Here is a 22,706-nt window from a genome sequence, read left to right as displayed (position 1 = left end):
ATTATGTAGAACTGAAAACTCATTTAGACATACTGAAGAGAACCGTATCATAAGTAATTGATGGTTTAGAAAGTATTGAATTAACAAAGGATTTTTAGTGGCGATAAGAAAGAAAAAAATGTAAGCATATTGGCAACAACCAAGATGCTTACATTTAAAAAGATTCGAAAACTTATTTTGCGCGCTTTACTTCAATTCGATAGCCGTCAGGGTCCGTCACAAAGAAATAGGTGGGCGTTCCGCCTGAAAGTCCTCTTAAATCGCCTGTTTCGTAAGCAGAAGCTTTACAAATTTCATGCATTTTTTCTAAGTTACTGACAGTCACACCTAAATGACTGAAGCCATTTCCTACATTATAGGGCTCGGCATCGTAATTGTAAGTGAGCTCAATTTGTACAGAAGAACCGGGAGAATTCAGATAAATCAAATCAAATTTATTTTCAGGATATTCTCTGCGGCTGGCAACTTCAAAATCAAATAGATTAGTATAAAAGTCTAAAGTAGCCTCAATATCTCTGACACGTAGGCAAATCTCAACGAGTTGTTGGTTCATAATAATATCATCCTCCAATAGTTTCTTATTACTATTCTAGCATGAATAGGTTATATAGGCACGCCTCTGTTATCCTCTATAGTGCTTTCTACTACCTCAATAGGCAAAAAGCACAGAGTTTATTAAAGGGTTTAGGGTTCCTTATAATAAATAAAATGAAATTTTTAAAAAGAGAGACTTGTAGAAGTATAATAGGCTCCTCACAAATGATTAAACAAAAAAAGTTTATAAATATTAAAAATATGCTGTAATTTGAAAAGGAGTCAGAATGTTTTATTTAACGTTAGCCATTATATGTAGTGCGTCTATTGCTCTTATTTTTAAGTATACTGAAAACGTAAAGGCAAACAGATATGTCATAACAAGTGCCAATTACTTTGTTGGTTTTGCCATTAGTCTTTTTATGGTTTTTTCAAGAGGATTACTAAATGGTATAACTCGTGAGGTATCTTTTGCAAAGGATTTTTCACTACTATCCAGTAGTAATGACCATATTTTATCTCCTTATTCAAGTATTGTATGGGGTTTAATCGTTGGAGGAATATTTGGATCTTTCTTTTTTCTGTCATTTGTATACTACCAAAAAAGTATCAAAGAAAATGGTGTAGGAATTTCAGGAACAATTGCTAAACTAGGCATATTGATTCCAATGATTTTTTCAATCGTCATATGGAAAGAGTTCCCTTCTGTCATTCAATGGGTTGGAATCGCATTATCCTTAGTCTCTATAGTAATTGTAAATTTATCACAAAACTCTCTCGAAAAATTTGATATTAAACCTGCTATTATTTTATTATTTATTTTTGGGGGTATGGCAGAGTTTTCAAGTAAGTTTTACCAAAAATATGCATTAGAGGAATACAAAGATGTGTTTCTCTTTGCACTATTTTTTGTGGCATTCCTCATAAGTATTTTTTATACGTTTAAAGAGAAAAGCACAATAACAAAAAAAGATATACTAACTGGGTTTGTAGTAGGTATACCCAACTTATTTTCTTCCTATTTTTTAATCCTTTCATTAGCTACCTTAAAAACTTCTGTAGTATTTCCAATTTATAGTGCAGGAAGTATCGTGCTGATTAACATAGGTGGATTTTTATTATTTAAAGAAAAAATTGCTAGAAAAAACCAAGTAGCTATTATTTTAACGGTCACCGCTCTTGTGCTCATTAATCTATAAGTTAATAAAATTAAGCGGATATTGTTACGTTATCTGAATAGTCAATATGGATTTATTTTCATCCCTAAAAAAGACGGTGTTCACCAAGGGTTTATAACCCCATGATGAACCCCGTCTTTTTTAGGAACCTTATAAAATTAAAGCTTTAACTCTTTCAATTCTTCTATAGTAACATCTTGATCAACATAGCCATCAACCATAAAGCCACTTAAATTTGAAAATTCTTTATAAAAGATGTCATAAGCCGTTAGATCAGAATTGAAATTTTCTTCATTTAATTTTAGGATAAGTTCTTTCGTTTTAGCCTGAGTGTCGCTGTCAAGTTCCCAGTTATCAGGTCTAAGACGGCCCACTTCATCGTATTCAGGCTTGTTGCCATAAATCATTTCTCTATAAATGCGGTCTTGATGCATAATGGGTGTTTCATGGGTGCCTTTATCTGCCATCACTTTGTAAAGACCGATACAATAAACAGGGAAAAAAGGAATAACTGAGCTTGCTTTAGTGGTAACTGCAGTAGCGACTACAATCTGAGCTTTGCCATTTATGTCAGCTAGTAACTCATTAATAGTGATTGTCTTTTCATCACAATCCGCTTTAGCCAGACCAAGTGTACCGCCACCATAGTAAGAATGATTCAATTCTGTTCCTAAATAAGAATAATTAGTTGTTAAAACGCCATCAGCTAATACGTCTGCTTCTTTTAGTGCTTTCATCCAGAGTTCCCAGTCTTCTCCACCCATTACTTTTACAGTATTAGCAATCTCCTGTTCAGTTGCGGGTTCTAAAGTTTCAGTATAGTAAGTTTGGTTTTGCATATTAATATTCGGACCAACTACGGGCTCCCCAATAGCTTTAATAGAAGAAGTGTATGTCTCCCCAGTATCAGGATCTGTTCTTCTACCGCTTGCCAGACTGTAAACGACTAAGTCTACTTTACCACCAAATTCGCTCTTGATATAATCGATAACTTCTTGCTTGCTTTCATGGCTGAAGGCATCTTGAACAAAGTTTTTAGCAATTAGGTCTTCTTTTTCAGCTGCTTCTCGAAAAGCAATGTTATTGTACCAACCAGCTGTACCTAGATTCTTTTCATTCTTTGGTCCCTTTTCAAAAGAAACACCAATTGTATCTGCTCCAGCACCGAAAGCTAGGCTGATTCGTGTGGCTAAACCATAGCTTGATGACGCACCAATGATCAATACTTTTTTTGGACCTTTGTAACTTTCTTTGTTTTTCACATACTCGATTTGATTCAATACTTCCTGTTTGCATCCAAGTGGATTTATACCTAAAGCTACATTTCCACGAATATTTTGTTTGAATTCCATCATGATTAATTTTCCTCCATTAAATCGTTATAAGAATATAATATCAGAAAAAGCTTCTTATGAGAAATTACTTATCAAAATTTCACATCAAAGTTTCTTACCGGTGTTTACTACTCATTAGGTAAAATGGAATGGTTGTATGGTATTACCAAAAATAAAAAAGATTTAGTAGTCAAGTAGTGATTATGGTAATTATTAGATAAATATAAGTTTCTGGTATAATTAGTAATATATTAAAAATTACATTTTAACTATGGATACTAAAATTCAAAGTGAGGAGACAGATTTATGAACATTAATCTCGTAAAAGCATTTTCTGATAATTACATTTGGATTATTGAAGAAGGTACAGAGGCAGTAGTAGTCGATCCAGGAGAAGCTAAACAAGTATTGGACTACTTAGAGGAAAAACAGCTACAGCTAACCTCCATCCTTTTAACGCATAATCATGATGACCATATTGGAGGAGTTCAGCAAATTTCAGAAAAATACCCAACTGCTGCAATTTATGGGCCGAAAGAAACAGAGAACCTAGCAAACCATATCGTAGTGGACGGAGACTCCTTTAATTTATTAGGTCAAAATGTCCAAGTATTAAAAACGGGCGGACACACCCACGGACATATTAGTTACGTAATGGAGAATGTTCTCTTTTGCGGAGATGCCTTATTCTCAGCAGGCTGTGGTCGAGTTTTTACAAAGGATTATCAAGCTCAATATGATGCCTTACAGAAATTCAAACAATTAGACGATGAGGTACAAGTATATGGCGCTCATGAATATACGCAAACCAATTTACTATTTGCGCATTCTATGCAACCATCGAACAAAGCTATTTCTGATGCGTTAGACCAAGTCAATGAAATGCGTGCCAAAGGAAAACCAACTTTACCCACAACAATTGGTAGAGAGAAAAAAATCAATTTATTTCTGCAAGCAGAGAAAATGGAGGACTTTAAAGAGTTGCGTAATGCTCGTGATGAGTTTTAGGTTATTTATTCGATTCCTGATATTAAGTTTTCACTAAATTAAGTAAGGAAACAATGGAAGTAGGTAAAGTACAAGCTAATCGTAGATGTGCAAGGTCTTAAAAATAACTTCACATAGGAGGTTTAGAGCTATGGAGATAAAAGAGCATAAGTATATTGAAACGAATGGGATTAAGCTGCATGTTGTTCAACAAGGACCTGGAAATGGTCAGTTAGTGATCTTACTACATGGATTTCCCGAATTTTGGTATGGTTGGAGTAATCAGATGTCTGAATTGGCAAACAAAGGGTTTAGAGTATGGGCTCCAGATCAAAGAGGCTATAATCTTAGCGATAAACCTAAAAAAATAAGTGATTACCGAATGGATCATTTAGCTGCAGATGTTGCTGGTTTAATTAAAGCTTCCGGTAAAGAAAAAGTAATTTTAGTAGGTCATGACTGGGGTGGAATCGTGGCTTGGAGAGTAGCGAGAGAATATCCTGAGTTACTGCAGAAGTTGATTATTCTTAACGCTCCACACGAATTGGCTATGAGTAGCCAACTTTTAACACACCCGTTCCAAATTCTGAAAAGTTCATATATTGCTTTCTTCCAATTGCGCAAAATACCGGAAAAATTATTTGGACTATCCAATTGGAGAATTGCAGAAAAAGCCTTAATCAGCAGCAGCCGAGAAGGTACGTTTAGTGAAGAGGATTTGCAAAAATATCGTGCTGCTTGGTCTCAACCAGGTGCTATGCGTTCAATGATCAATTGGTACCGTGCTTTAGTATCCAACTATACTAGTTCAGATATTCCATCTCGAGTGATTGTACCAACTTTCTTGATTTGGGGAGCTAAAGATCAATTTTTAGGCCCTGAATTGGCCAACAAAAGTCTTGAATTCTGTGAAAATGGCCGAGGAGTATTGCTTGGGGAAGCTACTCACTGGGTACACCACGAAGAACCGGAACGTGTCAATAAGCTGATTCTTGATTTTATTAGTGAAGAGCCCCCTTTGTAGTTCTTTTTGTTTTACCTGATCGTATTTAACTGCAACTAATGGTAACCTGAATAAGAAACTCATATAAAAAGGCACAACATCCATTTATTACTAGATGTTGTGCCTTTTCTAATTTTTATTATTTTACTTCGCCAAGTGGCATGATTGTTTTTCCATAAAGTTCATTTAAAATTTGTGCCATTGCAGCATAAATTGCTGAAAATCCACAAATGATTCCTTCATAACCAGCAATAGTTAAAATAAGTGCAGATCCTGTAAAATGACCTAAAGATAATAAAAGGAATAAAAGTGCCAAAGACCCAAAAACAACTTGTAGTGCTTTGCTGATTCTAAGTGTTCCAATAAACATAGCAAACGTAAAAATAGCCCACATGAATAAGTAAGCTGCCATAGATTGACTAGAAGGAGTTTCACCTAAACCCATCATAGGTAAAATATTTATTGCAATCAATGATAGCCAAAAGAATCCATATGATGTAAATGCTGTAGCACCAAAAGTGTTATCCTTTTTCCATTCCATAATTCCTGCAATAACTTGTGCAAATCCGCCATAAAAAATACCCATTGCAAAAATCATTGAATCCATTGGGAAAAATCCAGCGTTATGAAGATTTAACAATACAGTAGTCATTCCGAAACCCAAAAGTCCAAGTGGAGCAGGGTTTGAAGTTATTTCCTTGAAGGTAACTGTTTTACCTAATTTATCTTTATCCATTTTGTGAATCTCCTCTAAATATAATAGTCGCAAAAAATTCGCGCGATTCTTATTATACAGAAGGCGGTCTATACAAGTCAAACAAAATTCCGGATTAAATATTCAGAAGCTATTAATCGTATTTTTATGCACAAAATGTAAAAAGTGAACAGAAATATACAAAATAATAGTCCAATGTAATTCAAAAAAGAATAGTATGTGGTAAAAATTATCAATAATGGCTTTAGAATTGAAGTCTTTAATAAATGATAAATGGGTTCATAGTAGTTAACTTATAGGACTACAAGGTATTCTATAAAAAGAGAAGAGCTTATTACTCTATATTTCTCAATATCTAAAAAATATAAAGTCAATTAATTTGGGTTATCACTTTTCTCTTCGTATAATATATGGTAAGAATAGGATTATACGAAATGGGGAAAGAATATGAATCAAGGGAAAAGGAATTACACACCTTATATATCATCTGTCATTATCTGTGTACTCTTTACCATATGGGGAGCCATACCTAGTAGCTTACTTGGGCAGTACTCTATGAAACGTGTTGCAGAAGTATTGCAAAACGTTATTTCGAAAGAGTTTGGGTGGCTATATGTTCTGTTAATGGTAGTGATTCTGGTAGCTGTTATATATTTGCTATTTTCTAAATATGGCGAAATCAAGCTTGGTCGCAAAGATGATGAACCGGAATTTAGTTATTTTTCTTGGGTAGCGATGCTGTTTAGTGCGGGAATGGGAATTGGATTGATATTCTGGGGAGTAGCAGAACCCGTCATGCATTTGTATGATCCAGCACTTCCTTCTTCTGATATGTTAGAAAATGCTAGGGAAGCTATGACGTATACTTTTTTTCATTGGGGATTGCAGCCTTGGGCTTTATACGCATTTATTGGACTTATTATTGCCTATACAACTTTCAGAAAAGACAAACCTGCTGTCATTAGTGAGAGTGTCACACCGTTGTTTGCAAAAAAGTATAGAGGGACTGTCAGTACAATCGTGGATACGATTGCTATTATTGCAACCGTATTTGGAGTGGCAACTTCGCTAGGCTTAGGAGCTCAGCAAATTACAGGAGGACTCAGTTTTTCAATCAGCTGGATACCGAATACATTTATTACTCAGTTGGTTGTTATAATAATGGTAACAGTTCTTTACTTGATTAGTGCTACTACCGGTTTAGATAAAGGGGTAAAAATTTTAAGTAATATAAACATTTTATTAGCAGTCCTATTGATGTTTGCAGTTCTATTTATTGGACCTACAGCTTATCTTTTAGATTTATTCGTGCAAAGTATTGGTAACTATTTTCAAAAACTTCCTGAAATGAGTTTCCGCTTGGGAGCCTTTAGTTCAGAAAATAGGGAATGGATCGATGAATGGACAATCTTTTACTGGTCCTGGTGGATTTCATGGGCACCTTATGTGTCATCTTTTATTGCTCGAATTTCAAAAGGAAGAACGATTCGCGAGTTTGTCGGAGGAGTGCTCATCGTTCCAACAGCCTTTACGTTTCTCTGGTTTTCTGTATTTGGCGGGAGTGGTATTTGGCAAGAATTGTTTAGTAACAACAACCTCATACAAACTATTACAGAAAAAGGAACAGAAACAGGACTGTTTGCGTTGCTGGAGAGTTATGGAGGTATTGGAAAAGTAATAACTGGAATTGCAATTTTACTAATTTCAACTTTTTTTATTACTTCTGCCGACTCTGCTACTTATGTATTGGCTATGTTCAGTACAAATGGTAACCTAACTCCGCATGTACGCGTTAAATTTATCTGGGGAATAATCATGTCAAGTATAGCTGCGATCCTGCTTTATGCAGGTGGATTAGAATCTTTGCAGGCTGTTGCTGTACTCGGTTCATTTCCATTTTTATTCGTTATCATTCTAATGGGAATCAATTTTTTTAAGTCACTAAGAGCAGAAAAATAGTAAAAATTGCACATCAAAAAGAAGACTATTATTTTTACAGTTAGATTGAGAAACATTCTTTTGGTTTGGTGTAATAACTTAATTAGATGGGATGTTTCTATGTTGTAGCCTGTTAATGATACGCTGTATAAAATTTCAAAGGGGAATAGTAAATGAATTTAAAAGAACAAATCAGCCATTATGTACCTTATAATATTCAAGAAGCTAAAGAACAAGAAGTAATATTGAAATACATGAGTACATTTGAAAACTTGCTAACACGTGAAAATGAATTTGCTCATTTTACAGCTTCAGCTTGGATCGTTAATCCTAAGCGCACAAAAGTCCTAATGGCCTATCACAACATCTATCAATCATGGTCTTGGATCGGTGGCCATGCAGATGGCTATGCAAATTTATTAGAAGTGGCTTTGAAAGAGACAACAGAAGAAACAGGTTTGATGAACATCCGCCCATTAGCAAATACAATCTATTCGTTAGAAATTTTAGGTGTTCCGAGTCATGTGAAAAAAGGCATTCCTATCGCAACACATCTGCATTTAAATATAACCTACTTGATTGAAGCGAGTGAAACGGAACGAACAAAGATAAAAGAGGACGAAAATAGTGCAATAAAATGGATGAAACTCGAAGAAGCTGTTGAAGCCTGTACTGAGCCAGAGATGAAAGTTGTTTACGAAAAATTGAATGACAAATTAAAAAAACTATAAATAAAAAAACTGAGTTACAATTTCTTCTATGATTATTAATAATAGAGAGAAACGTTACTCAGCTTTTTTTAGTTGTATTTAATCTTCGTCTGATTCGTTCATTATGCCGACTTTTTCAAATAAATAAAAGGCTACACTTAGAATGATTCCAACTACACTTGCAAGAATCATCCCTTTTAATTCGATTCCCGCAAAATTAACCGTTAATCCGCTTAAACCAGCAACAAGAACGATAGAAGTTAAAATCAAATTTTTTGATTTGTTATAATCTACTTTAGATTCCACTAATAAGCGCAATCCACTTGTTCCAATCATTCCGTAAAGTAAAAAGGTTACTCCACCAATGACATTTCCTGGAATCGTCGAGATAAATGCTGCTAAAGGTCCAATGAAAGCCATGCAGATTGAGAAAATCGCTGCCCCAGCAATTACCCGAACACTGTAAACACGTGTGATAGCCATGACGCCAATATTTTCTCCATAAGTTGTTGTTGGAACTCCACCAATAAGACCAGATAAAGCAGTACCCAAATTGTCAGCGAATAAAGAGCGATGTAAGCCAGGATTTTTTATCAAATCATGGCCGATAACATTTGAAGTGACGACTTGATGCCCGATGTGTTCAGAAGTTAAGACTAGAAGAACAGGTAGCATCGTTAGTATGGCATTCATATCGAATTTTGCCCATTGAAAATGAGGCAAGGTAAACAGTGAGGTTTCCATTAAAGGTGTAAAGTCGACCATTCCAAAAGCTGCAGCAGAGATATATCCGACAACGATTGAGATTAAAATTGGGATAGTGGATAAAAATCCTTTAAATAATACTGAACCTAAAATCGCTACACTTAAAGTAATTAGAAAGACAATAAAGTCTTGCGGCGAGGCAGTATCGGTCATCAAGTTTGCACCGATTGAACCGCCTCGAACGGTGTTACCAGCTAATTCCAAACCAATCAAAGCAACGACTGCGCCCATTGCTGCTGGTGGAAGAACGATGTTGATCCATGCGGTACCTACTCGTCGGATGAATAAGGCTAAAAGACAACCAATGATTCCTAAGACGACAAAACCACCTTGAGCATAAGCAAAACCTTGATTTGCAATAATAATACTTGCAGGTCCAATGAAGGCAAAACTTGAACCAAGATAAGCAGGAGCTTTTCCTTTGGTGATAAGAATAAATAATAATGTAGAAATTCCGTTCATTAACAAGACAATACTCGGGTTAATACCAAAGATGATGGGCACTAATACCGAAGCTCCGAACATAGCAAATGTATGTTGCAAGCTTAACGGAATGAGTAATTTTACAGGGACCTTTTCATCTACTTGAATAATTTTCTTACTTGACATATACGATTCCTCCTATTTTTGGGCACAAAAAATGCCCTTTTTGAATGGTGTATTCGCAAAAGGACCTCAGGTATCATATCATAAATTGACTTGTTACCCTTTTTAATCTCTCTGGATTAATTTAAAAGGATTCTGCTTTGATTTATTTTAGCAGTAAATAATAGGAATTACAATAAGCTATTGGTTATTTAGATAGAAGAATGAAATTTTTGAGTAAACCCGTTAATAAAGTATAGCGTAAGAGTGTTTTGATGTAGCTTTCTCAAAAAGAAGAGCATGATTAGATTTCAACGGAAGATTAGAATATATCTTATCTTCTGACAAAAGATGCAATACAGGCAATAAAGCTTTATACTAATGGAAGATAATAATTTGAAAAAGCTTTTGGAGGGTTAATAAGATGAACAATAATGATCGATTAGTAAGATTAAGATATGCTTTAGATATCAAAGATACAGAGATGGTAGAGATTTTTAAATTAGGCGGATTAGAAATAACAAAAGAAGATATAAAGAAACTGTTGGCTAAATCAAAAAATGAAAATTCTGACAATGTAAAAAAAGAGGAATTTCAAAAAAATGATTACGTAAAAGACTGTTCTAACCAAACCTTGGAATCTTTTTTAAATGGCTTAATTATTTTTAAAAGAGGTAGACAAGAGCCTGTTTTAAACGAACCAGAAAAACCAGTTCCAATGGTGATAAATGATAAAAATGTGAATAATATGTTGCTTAAAAAAATTAAAATAGCTCTTTCCCTTTCAAGCGAAGATATGTTAGGTATTTTAGGAAATGCGGGAGTTCAAATATCAAAAAGTGAATTAAGTGCGGTCTTTAGAAAAGAAGGACATCGAAACTACAAAGAATGTGGCGATCGATACGCCCGAAACTTTTTAAAAGGTCTAGCTATAGCTTGGCGAGAATAGTTAGTTGATTGAAAGAACCTACTCTAATTGTACGAAGTAAATAAAAAAATCAGTCTTAATTTCTGTACTCAAAAGCAGAAATTCAGGCGATTTTTTTTATTACGATTATTAAATTCATAGAGAAAATACATTGATTATAAATAATAAACCACTATAATTGAAAAGGATGTAAAAATAGGACATTAGTTTCGAGCAAGTTGTAATTGAACTTATTTATTCTTAATAGTAGTTAAAAAAATAAAAAACGTTAGTACGACAAACATCGTCTAACTTTTTTTTGTTTAAAAAGGCAGCTGCTAAAATCCAGCAATAATACAGGAGGAAAGTATATGAAAAAAACAGGATTTGACCCACAGAAGTATATTGAAGAACAGTCAAAATATATTCTAGAACGTGTAAATGACTATGATAAATTATACCTTGAATTCGGTGGCAAACTGATTGGTGATAAACATGCTAAACGTGTATTACCAGGGTTTGATGAAGATGCTAAGATTAAGTTGTTGCAAAAATTAAAAGATCAAGCTGAAATCATTATCTGTGTCTATGCTGGAGATATCGAACGTAATAAAATTCGCGGCGATTACGGGATTACTTATGATATGGATGTATTAAGATTAATAGACGAGCTAAGAGGATATGGCTTAGAAGTTAACAGTGTAGTTATTACTCGTTATAACGGTCAACCTTCTACAAAACTTTTCATTAATAAGCTAGAAAGAAGAGACATCAAAGTCTTCACACATGCTGCAATTGAAGGGTATCCATCTGATATCGAAAATATCGTAAGCGACGAAGGCTTTGCAAAAAATGACTACATTCCAACAACTAAGCCAATTGTTGTCGTTACTGCTCCTGGTCCAGGAAGTGGAAAGTTAGCAACCTGCTTAAATCAGCTTTATCATGAACGTCACCAAGGGAATACAGCTGGATATTCAAAATTTGAAACATTTCCAGTTTGGAATGTTCCATTAAAACATCCGCTTAACATTGCTTATGAAGCAGCTACAGTAGATTTGAAAGATGTAAATATGATTGATAATTTTCATTTTGAAAAATACAAGCAAGTGGCGGTTAATTATAATCGTGATCTTGAAACGTTCCCTGTTATTAAACGGATTATTGAAAAAATTACTGGTAAAGAATCGGTATACCAATCTCCAACAGATATGGGTGTTAACCGTGTGGGATTTGGTATCATTGATGATGAAGTGGTTCAAGATGCTTCAAAACAAGAAATTATTCGTAGAAGTTTTTCAACAGAATGTGATTTTAAAAAAGGTTTGATTGATGAAGAAATTCTTAATCATATGAAATTGATTATGGAAGAAGTTGAATTGAAAAAAGAAGATAGAGTTCCTGTGGCACCTGCCCGTAAATATGCTGAAAAGATAAGAGAACATTCTGAAGTTACAGATATGCCTGCAGTTATCGCATTTGAATTGCCAGACGGTCAAATTGTGACAGGGAGAACGACTGAGTTAATGGATTCATGCTCTACAGCTATTCTAAATTCGATTAAAGTTTTGGCTAAGATCTCAGATGAAATCCATTTGTTATCTCCAAATATTTTAGAAACGATTCAAAAATTAAAAGTAAATGATCTTCATAGTAAAATGACGGCATTGAATGCCAATGAAGTTCTGATTGCTCTTGCAATTAGTGCAGTAACGAATCCAACAGCTCAAATAGCTTACAATAAATTATCTGAGTTGCAAGACGTTCAAGCACATTCAACGGTAATGTTGAATAAAGATGATGAGCAAACACTTCGTAAATTAGGATTGGATATCACTTGTGATCCATTCTATCCATCAGAAAATTTGTATTATATTTAACTATATAAAGGAGGTGAGACAAAAGTCTTACCTCCTTTATTTGTTCTCTAAAAATAGTAGTTCAATTAAATGGACAAATAAAGTATGCATTATAAAATAAAGAAATAAAGAGAAACTATCATTAAGTATAAAAGTTAAGAAAGAAGGTATAAAAATGAAATATGGTGATGACTATAAACGAATCCCGGCGACCTCAAAACAAAATGGTAAAGGCATTGAAGTGTTACCAGATCTCTATATGTTTACTGTTCAAATCGTTAATTTATTTTTTATTGGGTATCCAAAAACAACTAAATTCGTAATAATCGATGCAGGTACACCCAGTAAATCAGAAGAAATCATAGAAGCTGCTACAAAACGATTTGGTTCAAATGCCAAGCCTGAAGCTATTATACTAACGCATGGTCATTTTGACCATGTAGGATCAATAATTGAGTTGGTTCAACACTGGAATGTACCTGTTTATGCTCATGAATTAGAAATGCCTTATCTGACTGGGGAAAAAAGTTACCCTAAACCAGATTTTACAGTACAAGGAGGTATGGTAGCTAAAATGTCTCCTTTATTTCCTATTGCACCTATAGAAATAGAGACTCAGGTAATGGCTTTACCAGCTAATGGAGAGGTACCCTATCTTTCAGAGTTTAAATGGATACATGTACCGGGACATTCTCCTGGACAGATTGCTCTTTTTAGAGAAAATGATCGAACATTGATCGCTGCTGATACATTTGTTACAGTCAAACAAGAAAACCTGTATAAAGTGATGACTCAAAAACAAGAAATTAGTGGTCCTCCACGCTACTTAACCACTGATTGGAAAGCTGCCAAACGTTCTGTTCAAATTCTTGAAAAACTTAAACCAATTTGTGCGGTCACAGGACATGGTTTACCTATGGGAGGAGAGCTACTAAGAGAAAACCTTGGAAAATTAGTCAGAGAATTTGATGATATTGCTTTGCCCACACATGGCAAGTATATATAGTTTCTCAATTCAGCATTGTAAAAAAGTAGCCGATAATCAGTTGTTTTGAGTATTGGTTACTTTTTTCTCTGCATTTTTAGGTATTAAAAATAAAAGCAATTAACACACCTGACATGAAAGCGTTATATTTATGTTGTGGTAAATAAAGGAATTCTATATAATTAAATTTAAGTAATAAATATATGAATTTTTGATGTGAGTTAGTTTAATTTTTAAAAGAAATGAGGGTGAAGATGGACTGGGATAAGGAAATACAAGACTTAAAAACTGATTTTGTACCCTATATGGAAAGTGGAGTTTACATCCATGATGGAATGAAACTATTATTCAGTAAAAACAAAGAAGAGTTATTTCCTTCAGCAAGCATTATTAAGCTTCCCATTTACCTCTACTATTATGAACAAGCAATTCAAGGCAAACTCAACTTAATGGATAGAGTGAATGTATCAGACAAAGGGCGTGCTAATGGATCTGGAGTAATGCACATTTTGACATCTATTGAAGACTGGAGTATTGAACAACTCTTACAATTAATGATTGCCGTTTCAGACAATGAAGCAACAAATCAGCTGATCTCTTATGCGGGGTTAGAGAACTTGCAAGTATGGATAAAAGAAAAAACATGGAATGAAGGAATAGTTTTAAGACGATACTTGATGGATTATGAGTCTGGTTTAGTCAATGAAGTGACACCACAAGGAGCTGTATCAGTTTTAAAAGAAATCATGGGACTTGGAAGTCAGCATCCATTATGGAAAAATCAGATAGAAAAACCATTTATATTGCAGCAGTTTCGAACAGGCCTTCCAGGTTATTTAGATGAGAGAGAGATTCCAGTTCTAGAGATGCTAAATAAAACTGGCGAAGACAATGAGATTCGCCACGATGTTGCTTTATTTCGGTACAACGATCGAGTAGTGTACATCGCTGCTTTAAATAAAAACGTAAAAGAAGAAGCAAAGGCAATTGAATGGATGCAAGAATTAGGGAAATTAGCGTTTAAATTTTTAACGAATGCCCACTAATCATCATCCTTCTTGCTGATAGAATTGAAAAATTGGCAGTAAGGAGTGAACAACTAAATGAAAAAACTGGTTAATGTTGCGACAACTTTTTTATGGTCAAAAAATAATGGTCATCCGGTTCAGGAAAAAATAAAAAAACAACAGACAAAAAAACAGTTTTATACATTATCAGATGAGGAGGTTTTAAGCCTTTATAAGGATCGTTTGGTAGATTCAGAATTGCTTTATGGGGATGTTGTTGAAGTCTCTGAAATTGTAGGAGAATACGCAAAAGTAACCGTTCCAAGACAAGCATTTAAAAATGAACCTAAAGGATATCCCGGCTGGGTGATAGCTAAAGACCTTGTTCCTGTGCCACAAGAATGGTCAGAAGACTTAGAACAAATTGCTGTCAATCAACCTACAGCAAAAATCCTATTTACCGAGGATAAACAAATTTTTCAATTTGTTTCGATAGGGACGATTTTATCTTTAATGGAAGAAACACCTAGTCAATACAAAGTTATTACACCAGATGGGATTGGATTTGTAGCAAAAGAAGATGCTCATTTAGTTGAAAACTCTTCAATCCATGCTGTTGAACAACTCATTGGTCTCGCAAAATCATTTTTAGATTTGAGATATGTTTGGGCGGGAACAAGTGCTGCTGGATTTGATTGCTCCGGATTTGTTTATACCTTGTTTCGAACGTTTAATGTTTGGTTAAGCAGAGATGCTCAAGAACAAGTTTTTGAAGGAGAAGTTCGTTCATATGAAGAAGCAATACCTGGAGATTTGTTGTTTTTTGCTTACCAAGAAGGCAATGGAGAAGTTCATCATGTAGGCATTTATTTAGGAGAGGATCAAATGATTCATTCACAAACTCCCGGATCAAAAGTAATCATAACGAAGCTTGAAGGGACTAAGTACCAAAAAGAATTATGTGCAGTCAGGCGTTTTTTTTAAAATTATAAAAAAGAAGAGGAAAGGGTGAAAATCAATGAACTATCAAATAAAAGGTTTGGGAATACTTAGTTTAGCCGTTTTATTAACTGCATGCGGAGGTACAGAAACAAATGGGTCATCAACAGAAAGCAATTCAGCTGATGGAGAAAAAAACTTAGCAGACACTCAAGAACTGCGTTTAACTGCAGCTTCAGAAATTCCATCTATGGATACAGCTTTAGCAACTGATTTAACTAGTTTTACTGTTATGAATAATGTGTTTGAAGGACTATATGTTTTAGGACCAGATGCTGAGCCTGTCTTAGGTGTTGCAGCTGAAGAACCTACCATCAGTGAAGATGGAAAAACGTACACTTTTCAGCTACGAGAAGATGCTGTTTGGTCTAATGGAGAACCTGTAACAGCGGATGACTTTGTCTATGCCTGGCAAAAAGTTGTGGCTCCTGAAACAGCCAGTGGTTATGCATATATGTTTGATGGATTAATTCAAAATGCTACTGAAATTATCAATGATGAAATGGATTCCACTGAGTTAGGGATTAAAGCGCTGAGCGATAATGAGTTAGAAATCACATTAATGCAGCCTACCTCTTATTTTGATCAATTATTGACGTTGCCGTTTTTCTTTCCCCAAAATAAAGCATTTGCTCAAGAACAAGGGGATGAATATGGTAGTACAAATGAAACTCTCGTTTACAATGGACCTTTTGTATTAGAAGGATGGGATCAAGCAAGCAGTGTGGGATGGACGTTTGAAAAAAATGATGATTATTGGGATGCTGACTCAGTTGTTTTAGACACAGTAACAGTTGATGTAATCAAAGAAGTGACAACTGAGCTGAACCTATTTGAAAATGGCAGTACAGATATAGCCTTTTTATCAGGAAGCTTTGTGTCGCAATACAGTGAAGATCCTAATTTTCATTCTTCGTTAAATGCGACAACATTCTATATTGAAATGAATCACTTAAATAGTGAAGAAGAAACAGAATTAAGCAATGCAAATATTCGTTTAGCGATTGCCTCTGCAATTGATAAAGATGGGTATGTTGATAACGTATTACAAGACGGATCAGCGTCTATCGATGGATTTGTTCCGGCTGGTTTAGCAAGTAATCCAACAACAAAATCAGATTTCCGTAAAGATGCTGGAAATTTATTGCCTTATGACTTAGAAAAAGCTACAGAAGCTTGGGATGCGGGGTTATCTGAATTAGGAACAGATAGTATTGAATTAGAGTTGATTACCTCAGATACAGAAGATTCAAAACGTTTGGCTGAATATTTACAGGATCAATTGCAAAAGAATTTACCCGGACTGACGGTTATATTGAGAAGTATGCCTTTCAGTATGAAATTAGAAACAGTACGTGAAGGAAACTATGATATGGCTGTCAACTCATGGATCGCGGACTTTGCAGATCCAATCAATTATGTAGAACGCTTTGATACAGACATCAATCGAATGAATTATTCGAACCCAGATGTAGATGCTTTAGTAGATACAGCAAAGGCGACATTTGATGACGACGAAGCACGTTGGGAAACATTAGTAGAGATCGAGAAGGTTTCTTTAGGTGAAGATGCAGCTCTGGCACCGTTATACCAATCAGCTGATTCTTACTTATTGAATCCAAAAGTTAAAGATTACTATAAACGCGTTTTCGGTCCAGATAGTTACAAATGGACATGGATAGAAGCAGAATAAGCAAAAATACTAAAAAGAAGTCGCTTTGTTTTAAGTAAGGTGTTAATCACTAGAAATTAAAGTTTTTAATATATAGTTGATTGACTGGTTTGATTTCGGTATTCGACCGGACTTAAGTCAGTCATTTTTCTTTTGATCAAACGTGAATAGACTATTTAATATCCTCGAATGCGATAAATTCATTTTCTTGATTATGCTGATGAATTACATTAGCTACTCCATAAGAATGAAACTACAAGGTTTCTTGAATAGAGCATTCCGATCCTTTTTACTAACCATAACCGTTTCACTTCCTTTATTGTTACTTAGTATGCGAACGGGCTCATTGATTTGGTTGACGTTTTTCAATAATTGGTAAAAGACTTTTCTAGCTTGACTAGGATTTACAATCGACATAAGCTAGCCCTTCTTTTAATTTCTTTTAAGGCTGAGACAATCCCTCAAAAAAATACACTCTCAAAACTACGAACTGATTTGTTCAGTAGAGGGAGTGTATTTTTCTATATATTTAGTAAACCTAACGAAAGTAGGACTACTTTTTTCACAAAAAATATTTTTCCTAGCCTTGTTGTAAGCACATGAAATTGATTAAAGCTTAGTATACCTGAAGACTAAGAATTAGTATTGATTGTAAAAAATGAATGACCTTTCTATAAAAAAACTTGTTATAACTGAATGTACAAGAGTGAAACGGCAGTATATAAAAAAGAGATTATTACTGATATGTAAATTATCGATATTAGTTCCAACAATTCATTTTTTCTATTCCTTAAAGATATTTAATGTGTGAAAGACTAGTGTTAAAAAACATACTTAAACTATCTGTTGCTGCATAATTTATGGTGGTCTCTTTAATAAGTCTTGTGACGTTTCAAAATTCAAGATATCTCATTATTCTTAATATTAAATAAAATCAAAGTCAAATACACGAAAGTAGATAAATTCATGTATGTAAAACCTTATTAAAAAGAGGGCGATATACATGAATTTTAATTTGATAAATTTAAACGACACTTATAATGGACAGCGAAAAATCAATCAGATTAATACTTGGTAAAAATATATCCTGGTTAAACTCTTATTAGATAGTTGATTAGTTTTAATTGTTTTTTTTTAGCTCTAAAAGCATCGGAATTATATTTAGTAAGATTGATACAATCGTTAAAACCCATAGGACTGTTGTCATAGTAGGTACTACATCTAATAAAGCAACCCAATCTTTTACCTTTACCCAATCGGATATCAAGCTGTGACCTGCAACAATAGTCAATGCTGTGAATGACAACCCCATAGCCATTGCTAATTTATAATCTTTACCTACTTTATATAGATAAAGATTTAAAAAAGTTGCTACTATAGCGATAATTCCTAATAGTAGAAACATAAATATTCCTCCAATTTTTTTGATTTGTATTGATAAGTCATAAGTATCTTATTTTAAGTATTAATTGTGAAGTGGGTTCTTTATTTAAAAAGTTATGGTACCTAGTTACTAGTGTTTAAGATATAAATATAAAAGTTGCTATTACCTAACCTTGGTAATCCTAAGACTCGCTTAAAGATGCTTTAATATCCTTATATAGTTCTTTTGCTTCTTCCTGTTGTTCAAGTATCGATCGTTCTTTCTTATAAGTGTCAAAATAGATACAGTCAATTTCGTTTAATAAATTTTCAAGTAAGGTATTTTTTTTGTTGGGGCTTAATTTTTTGGAAAAAATAATTGAATTATAATTAGAACGAAAATCTTCAATTGTCCGCACTCTAATCTCCCTCTTTCTAATAACTTACTCCTTTAAGACTATCAATAATAGTGCTTGTTTCATAGCAACCAGTGGTTGCTTTTTAGCACCTATTGATTTACATCAGGATAAGAACAATCAAAAGAAAATTTCAGGTAATAAGCTGCTACTGTAAAGTGCAAAGCATAAGAATAATGGTAGCATTTGTTCACAAAAAGAAATAAGTAAGTATGCTCCTATTGAGTTTTCGAATTATTATTTTTCAATTACTAATTTTTTGTGACAACAATAATTAATAATTGCTCATTTAAATAAAATAAGTCGCCATTTATACAGGCTAAACTGTTATATTTCAGGTATTATTAAAAAAATATGGAGGGATTTATTTGAAAAAAACAGTTTTTATTTTAGGTTGTTTCACTTTTTTTAGTTTTATCTCTACTATAAAGGTTCACGCTGAAGAAATTTTTTCATCAGAAGAGAATAGTGTAGCTTATGACATGAAACAAGGTGGAATACAGAAATTTGAAGATGAAATAGGAGAGACTTACACCATTACCATTGAAGAAGAGCCCCGATGTTTCATTATGGCAACTAGTGTCAAGAATGGTACCTATAAAATTACAAAAGAAAAAGCTTTTCAGTGGAAAGCAAGTTATAAGATAGACGTAAGTAACCATAAAATTATAAGTGCTCATTCTGCTTCAGCAACAGCCTTCATAGGGAGGTTTAAGAGTTTAATATTGAAAGTAGATAACCCTACACAAGCTACATATTACTTAAAACGAAAGTTATTAATTGGCAAAGCATCGACAAACTTAAGAGCAAAATTATCTGGCAATACTATTTCTATAACCTATTAAGGGCTACTCACCAAGATATTCAACAGTGGTTGTTCCTCCCCATCCAAAAGTATCTGTTACAAGACTATAAATAACGAATAAATTAACGAGCAAACAACAAGCACACGCGAAGTAAACAATCTTATGTAGTGTGTTTGTTTTTTTGTTTCGTTTGATTACAATGGGCGCTACAAAGAAGCCATATGGAGCAATTAAACAACCCATACAAGTAAGAATTAATAATATTAGACCTTCATCTTTATCCGTATTTCCATGAATTAAATCTAGTTTGTTAACATTTTTTTCAATTTTCGCTTTATCTTCTTCTATTTCTTTTTTGAGGTTCTGATCTTCTTTTAATAAGTCGTCAACCGAAACGTCGTAATAGGTACTTAACTTTGCTAGATTATCTAAATCAGGGTAACTATTGCCATTTTCCCATTTTGAAATGGATTGTCTTGAAATATGTAAATGGTTAGCTACATCCCCTTGAGAATACCCTTTATTGACCCTGCTTTCCTTCAGTCGTTCTCCTAATATCACTTATCTTCCTCCCTATTCATTACTTTTATATATCATACCTAAAGTAGTAATCATTGACTATACACTATTGTGTTCTTATATTTTAACTGTATTATAAACAATTTTTGTTTAAATAAAGTTTGTTAATTTTAGACAAGCTCCTGCAATTAATAAACCTATAATTAGAGGCAATGTACTAAATAAACTTTCATTTTTAAAGTACATGGTCTTCTTATTCATATATTCCGAAATATTTATTCCTCCTATAACAACTATTATAATAGTTAATAATGAAGTATAAAAGTTGAATTTATCTTCTACAGTAATTGTATTCCTTATATTGATACCTACAAAACATAAAATAAATCCTAATATAATATTAAAAATTATGTTTAATAATTTCAATTTCATTTTTCAACATCCACCTCTTTAACTTAATCTTATAATGCAAGAGTCATAACTAACGTAGCTGCTGCGACAGCCCAGCAAGTATTCATTCCAATACTCTTGAATCCTTTGATTAATTCACTTTCTATGGTTCCTTTTATGTCTGTAACAATATTAAAGACTTTTAAAACTGTATCATATTTCATCTATTTAGCAATAGCTGCTGAAGCTTTAGCTACTAATTTATTCCATTTTTCTTTACTAAACTACTTTACAGGTTTTATCATACCTTTTACAGCTACTTTAGTAGCAACTGTTTTAACACCCATAGTTTGCATTTGTCCCAAATTAGCTTGTTCTGACATTTGACCATATTTTGATTCTTCAAATATAGACACTAGGTATTTTTGACATAGAAGGATGTTCTTTGTTATCTATTGCAACCGGTTTCAATCTTTATTCTTGACACTATTGAACTATAACTATTACACTATGGCTGTCAATAAAAATACAATTGAAATAGGAGGGAACTTAATGTTTACAGAAAAAGTTCGTGTCGTACAATTCGGTTGTGGAAAGATGGCAAAGGTAATCATTAAAAATTTAGTCAGTCATGGTGCAGAAATCGTCGGAGCAATTGATACTAATCCAGTGGTTATCGGCCAAGACATTGGAGATTTTGCGGAATTAGGTTATCGAACAGGTATCAAAATTTCTAATAATGCTCAGGAAGTTTTTGAAAATTGTGATGCAGATGTAGCAATTGTGACTGTATTTAGTTATATGCCTGAGATGGAGAAAATATTTGAAACGTGTCTGGTTAATAATGTAAATGTTATTACTACTTGTGAAGAAGCTATTTATCCATGGAACACATCTCCAGCAGTAGCAAATCGCTTGGATCGTATCGCTAAAGATCACGGAGTAACAATTACTGGTAGTGGAATGCAAGATATTTATTGGATTAATATGCCAACTCTCATGATGGCGGGAATGAATAAAATCAAGAAAATTAAGGGTGCAGTAAGTTATAACGTTGAAGATTATGGTTTAGCATTAGCTGAAGCTCATGGTGTAGGTTATGAAATAACTAAATTCGAAAAAGAAATTTCTCAAGCTCAAAGTTTACCTTCTTATATGTGGAACGCAGCAGAAGGGATTTGTTCGAAAATGAATTGGACAATTCAATCAGTCAGCCAAAAAAGCGTGCCTTTTGTACTTGAAGAAATGGTGTACTCTGAAACATTAGGACGGAATATTCCTGCTGGTGAAGCAATTGGGATGTCTGCTGTGACAACGTTTGAAACTCATCAAGGAATTGAAATCGAAGTTGAGTGTATTGGAAAAGTTTACCGAGAAACAGATGGCGATATGTGTGATTGGGAGATCACTGGAGAACCTGATATGGTCTTTTCACTAGAAAAACCCGATACCGTTGCGCATACTTGTGCTACTATAGTTAATAGAATTCCATCTCTTATAGAGGCACCTGCAGGATTGGTGACAGCTGATCAACTAGCTGAATTAAGCTACTTAACTTATCCAATTAATCTGTACGTCTAACTAAAAAGTATAGGGTGATAAGATGCAAGGACTGAAACGTATGTATCCTTTTAGTCTTTGTGACATTTTAAAAAGCCAGCAAGATAAAAAAGTAGTTGGAATGGTTGGTGACGGAATCAAGGATGCACCAGCATTAGTGAATGCTGATATTAGTAATACTATGGGTAGCAGCTTCTCGGTGACAATAGAATCAGCTGATATTGAAATCGTAAAAAATGATTCAGCTAAATTACTGTATAGTTATCACTTAAGTAGGCGATTAAACCGTATTATTAAGCAAATTATTATCTTTTCAATCAGTGTCATTGTCATTTTGATTTTCTTAAGTCTTTTAGAGTATTTAGATTTACCATTAGGTGTTTTTTTCCCTGAAAGTTCAACAATATTAGTTATCTTGAAAGTACTACATTTATTGTAAATGGAGAAAAAACTGCAGTCTCAATGTAATTAGATA

The 22,706-nt window shown here is 33.8% G+C and carries 24 protein-coding genes and 1 pseudogene; 14 read left to right on the top strand and 11 right to left on the bottom strand.

All coding sequences use genetic code 11. The features are described from left to right. Positions 1-172: 172 nt before the first annotated feature. Entirely contained in the window at positions 173-553 is a 381-nt protein-coding gene (locus ACKI3H_RS10100) for a VOC family protein (protein WP_407372116.1), read from the bottom strand. A 268-nt stretch (positions 554-821) separates the two neighbouring features. Here ACKI3H_RS10100 and ACKI3H_RS10095 point away from each other — a divergent pair, with 268 nt between their 5' ends. Next, positions 822-1,733, top strand: a complete 912-nt coding sequence (locus tag ACKI3H_RS10095; RefSeq protein WP_407372115.1) for an SMR family transporter — start codon at positions 822-824, stop codon at positions 1,731-1,733. Between the two features lie 137 nt (positions 1,734-1,870). On the opposite strand, the gene fabV is transcribed toward ACKI3H_RS10095, so the two are convergent. Continuing rightward, positions 1,871-3,064 (bottom strand): enoyl-ACP reductase FabV, encoded by a 1,194-nt coding sequence (fabV, locus tag ACKI3H_RS10090; protein WP_407372178.1) that lies wholly within the window; start codon positions 3,062-3,064, stop codon positions 1,871-1,873. Positions 3,065-3,352: 288 nt separating this feature from the next. Between fabV and gloB the strand changes: the two genes are divergently transcribed. Both gloB and ACKI3H_RS10080 read left to right on the top strand, forming a co-directional pair. Next, on the top strand, positions 3,353-4,054 hold the full coding sequence (gene gloB / locus ACKI3H_RS10085; protein ID WP_407372114.1) for a hydroxyacylglutathione hydrolase: 702 nt from the start codon (positions 3,353-3,355) through the stop codon (positions 4,052-4,054). A gap of 130 nt (positions 4,055-4,184) precedes the next feature. After that, positions 4,185-5,057, top strand: a complete 873-nt coding sequence (locus ACKI3H_RS10080) for an alpha/beta fold hydrolase (RefSeq protein ID WP_407372113.1) — start codon at positions 4,185-4,187, stop codon at positions 5,055-5,057. 118 nt (positions 5,058-5,175) lie between these two features. On the opposite strand, the gene ACKI3H_RS10075 is transcribed toward ACKI3H_RS10080, so the two are convergent. Continuing rightward, entirely contained in the window at positions 5,176-5,772 is a 597-nt protein-coding gene (locus tag ACKI3H_RS10075) for an acetate uptake transporter (RefSeq protein WP_407372112.1), read from the bottom strand. Positions 5,773-6,198: 426 nt separating this feature from the next. Between ACKI3H_RS10075 and ACKI3H_RS10070 the strand changes: the two genes are divergently transcribed. Then, positions 6,199-7,710, top strand: coding sequence for a BCCT family transporter (locus tag ACKI3H_RS10070; protein WP_407372111.1), 1,512 nt, complete (start codon positions 6,199-6,201; stop codon positions 7,708-7,710). Between the two features lie 152 nt (positions 7,711-7,862). After that, positions 7,863-8,420 carry an NUDIX hydrolase gene (locus tag ACKI3H_RS10065; protein ID WP_407372110.1) on the top strand — a complete coding sequence of 186 codons (558 nt, stop codon included), beginning with the start codon at positions 7,863-7,865 and terminating at the stop codon, positions 8,418-8,420. Positions 8,421-8,498: 78 nt separating this feature from the next. Here the strand turns inward: ACKI3H_RS10065 and uraA are convergent, their stop codons facing one another. Next, entirely contained in the window at positions 8,499-9,773 is a 1,275-nt protein-coding gene (uraA, locus tag ACKI3H_RS10060) for a uracil permease (RefSeq protein ID WP_407372109.1), read from the bottom strand. A 400-nt stretch (positions 9,774-10,173) separates the two neighbouring features. On the opposite strand from uraA, the gene ACKI3H_RS10055 reads away from it, so the two are divergent. The 6 genes from ACKI3H_RS10055 (at position 10,174) to ACKI3H_RS10030 (ending at position 17,199) form a co-directional block, all read left to right on the top strand. Further along, positions 10,174-10,698, top strand: a complete 525-nt coding sequence (locus tag ACKI3H_RS10055) for a DUF1456 family protein (RefSeq protein ID WP_407372108.1) — start codon at positions 10,174-10,176, stop codon at positions 10,696-10,698. 329 nt (positions 10,699-11,027) lie between these two features. After that, positions 11,028-12,536 (top strand): DUF1846 domain-containing protein, encoded by a 1,509-nt coding sequence (locus ACKI3H_RS10050; protein WP_407372107.1) that lies wholly within the window; start codon positions 11,028-11,030, stop codon positions 12,534-12,536. Positions 12,537-12,690: 154 nt separating this feature from the next. Then, positions 12,691-13,521: an MBL fold metallo-hydrolase gene (locus ACKI3H_RS10045; protein ID WP_407372106.1), complete on the top strand. Its 831-nt coding sequence runs from the start codon at positions 12,691-12,693 to the stop codon at positions 13,519-13,521. 233 nt (positions 13,522-13,754) lie between these two features. Beyond that, the gene (locus ACKI3H_RS10040) at positions 13,755-14,546 is read left to right on the top strand and encodes a serine hydrolase (protein ID WP_407372105.1); all 792 of its coding nucleotides are present in this window, start codon (positions 13,755-13,757) and stop codon (positions 14,544-14,546) included. A gap of 57 nt (positions 14,547-14,603) precedes the next feature. Beyond that, positions 14,604-15,491 carry an NlpC/P60 family protein gene (locus tag ACKI3H_RS10035; RefSeq protein ID WP_407372104.1) on the top strand — a complete coding sequence of 296 codons (888 nt, stop codon included), beginning with the start codon at positions 14,604-14,606 and terminating at the stop codon, positions 15,489-15,491. A gap of 34 nt (positions 15,492-15,525) precedes the next feature. After that, the gene (locus ACKI3H_RS10030; protein WP_407372103.1) at positions 15,526-17,199 is read left to right on the top strand and encodes a peptide ABC transporter substrate-binding protein; all 1,674 of its coding nucleotides are present in this window, start codon (positions 15,526-15,528) and stop codon (positions 17,197-17,199) included. Positions 17,200-17,412: 213 nt separating this feature from the next. Here ACKI3H_RS10030 and ACKI3H_RS10025 read toward each other — a convergent pair whose 3' ends face one another. The 3 genes from ACKI3H_RS10025 to ACKI3H_RS10015 form a co-directional block, all read right to left on the bottom strand. Next, entirely contained in the window at positions 17,413-17,595 is a 183-nt protein-coding gene (locus ACKI3H_RS10025; protein ID WP_407372102.1) for a hypothetical protein, read from the bottom strand. A gap of 703 nt (positions 17,596-18,298) precedes the next feature. Next, a complete protein-coding gene (locus tag ACKI3H_RS10020) occupies positions 18,299-18,583 on the bottom strand; it encodes a hypothetical protein (RefSeq protein WP_407372101.1) in 285 nt (94 codons plus the stop codon). A gap of 160 nt (positions 18,584-18,743) precedes the next feature. Next, positions 18,744-18,959, bottom strand: a complete 216-nt coding sequence (locus ACKI3H_RS10015) for a hypothetical protein (RefSeq protein WP_407372100.1) — start codon at positions 18,957-18,959, stop codon at positions 18,744-18,746. Positions 18,960-19,324: 365 nt separating this feature from the next. Between ACKI3H_RS10015 and ACKI3H_RS10010 the strand changes: the two genes are divergently transcribed. Next, positions 19,325-19,801: a DUF5626 family protein gene (locus ACKI3H_RS10010; RefSeq protein ID WP_407372099.1), complete on the top strand. Its 477-nt coding sequence runs from the start codon at positions 19,325-19,327 to the stop codon at positions 19,799-19,801. Between the two features lie 3 nt (positions 19,802-19,804). Here the strand turns inward: ACKI3H_RS10010 and ACKI3H_RS10005 are convergent, their stop codons facing one another. The 4 genes from ACKI3H_RS10005 to ACKI3H_RS09990 all read right to left on the bottom strand — a co-directional run bounded on the left by ACKI3H_RS10005 (position 19,805) and on the right by ACKI3H_RS09990 (position 21,087). After that, positions 19,805-20,323, bottom strand: coding sequence for a helix-turn-helix domain-containing protein (locus ACKI3H_RS10005; protein WP_407372098.1), 519 nt, complete (start codon positions 20,321-20,323; stop codon positions 19,805-19,807). A 108-nt stretch (positions 20,324-20,431) separates the two neighbouring features. Further along, on the bottom strand, positions 20,432-20,713 hold the full coding sequence (locus tag ACKI3H_RS10000; RefSeq protein ID WP_407372097.1) for a hypothetical protein: 282 nt from the start codon (positions 20,711-20,713) through the stop codon (positions 20,432-20,434). 29 nt (positions 20,714-20,742) lie between these two features. After that, a complete protein-coding gene (locus ACKI3H_RS09995) occupies positions 20,743-20,895 on the bottom strand; it encodes a hypothetical protein (RefSeq protein WP_407372096.1) in 153 nt (50 codons plus the stop codon). 60 nt (positions 20,896-20,955) lie between these two features. Continuing rightward, the gene (locus ACKI3H_RS09990; protein ID WP_407372095.1) at positions 20,956-21,087 is read right to left on the bottom strand and encodes a hypothetical protein; all 132 of its coding nucleotides are present in this window, start codon (positions 21,085-21,087) and stop codon (positions 20,956-20,958) included. A gap of 136 nt (positions 21,088-21,223) precedes the next feature. On the opposite strand from ACKI3H_RS09990, the gene ACKI3H_RS09985 reads away from it, so the two are divergent. Then, positions 21,224-22,252, top strand: a complete 1,029-nt coding sequence (locus tag ACKI3H_RS09985) for a dihydrodipicolinate reductase (RefSeq protein WP_407372094.1) — start codon at positions 21,224-21,226, stop codon at positions 22,250-22,252. Between the two features lie 64 nt (positions 22,253-22,316). Further along, positions 22,317-22,670: pseudogene (locus ACKI3H_RS09980) on the top strand (heavy metal translocating P-type ATPase); the annotation flags it as partial. Positions 22,671-22,706: the final 36 nt, after the last annotated feature.

It is taken from the genome of Carnobacterium sp. (genome assembly GCF_045617425.1).
Lineage (GTDB): Bacteria > Bacillota > Bacilli > Lactobacillales > Carnobacteriaceae > Carnobacterium_B.
Note: the sequence above shows the minus strand (reverse complement) of the source record. Positions and strands in the feature narration are given on the sequence as shown.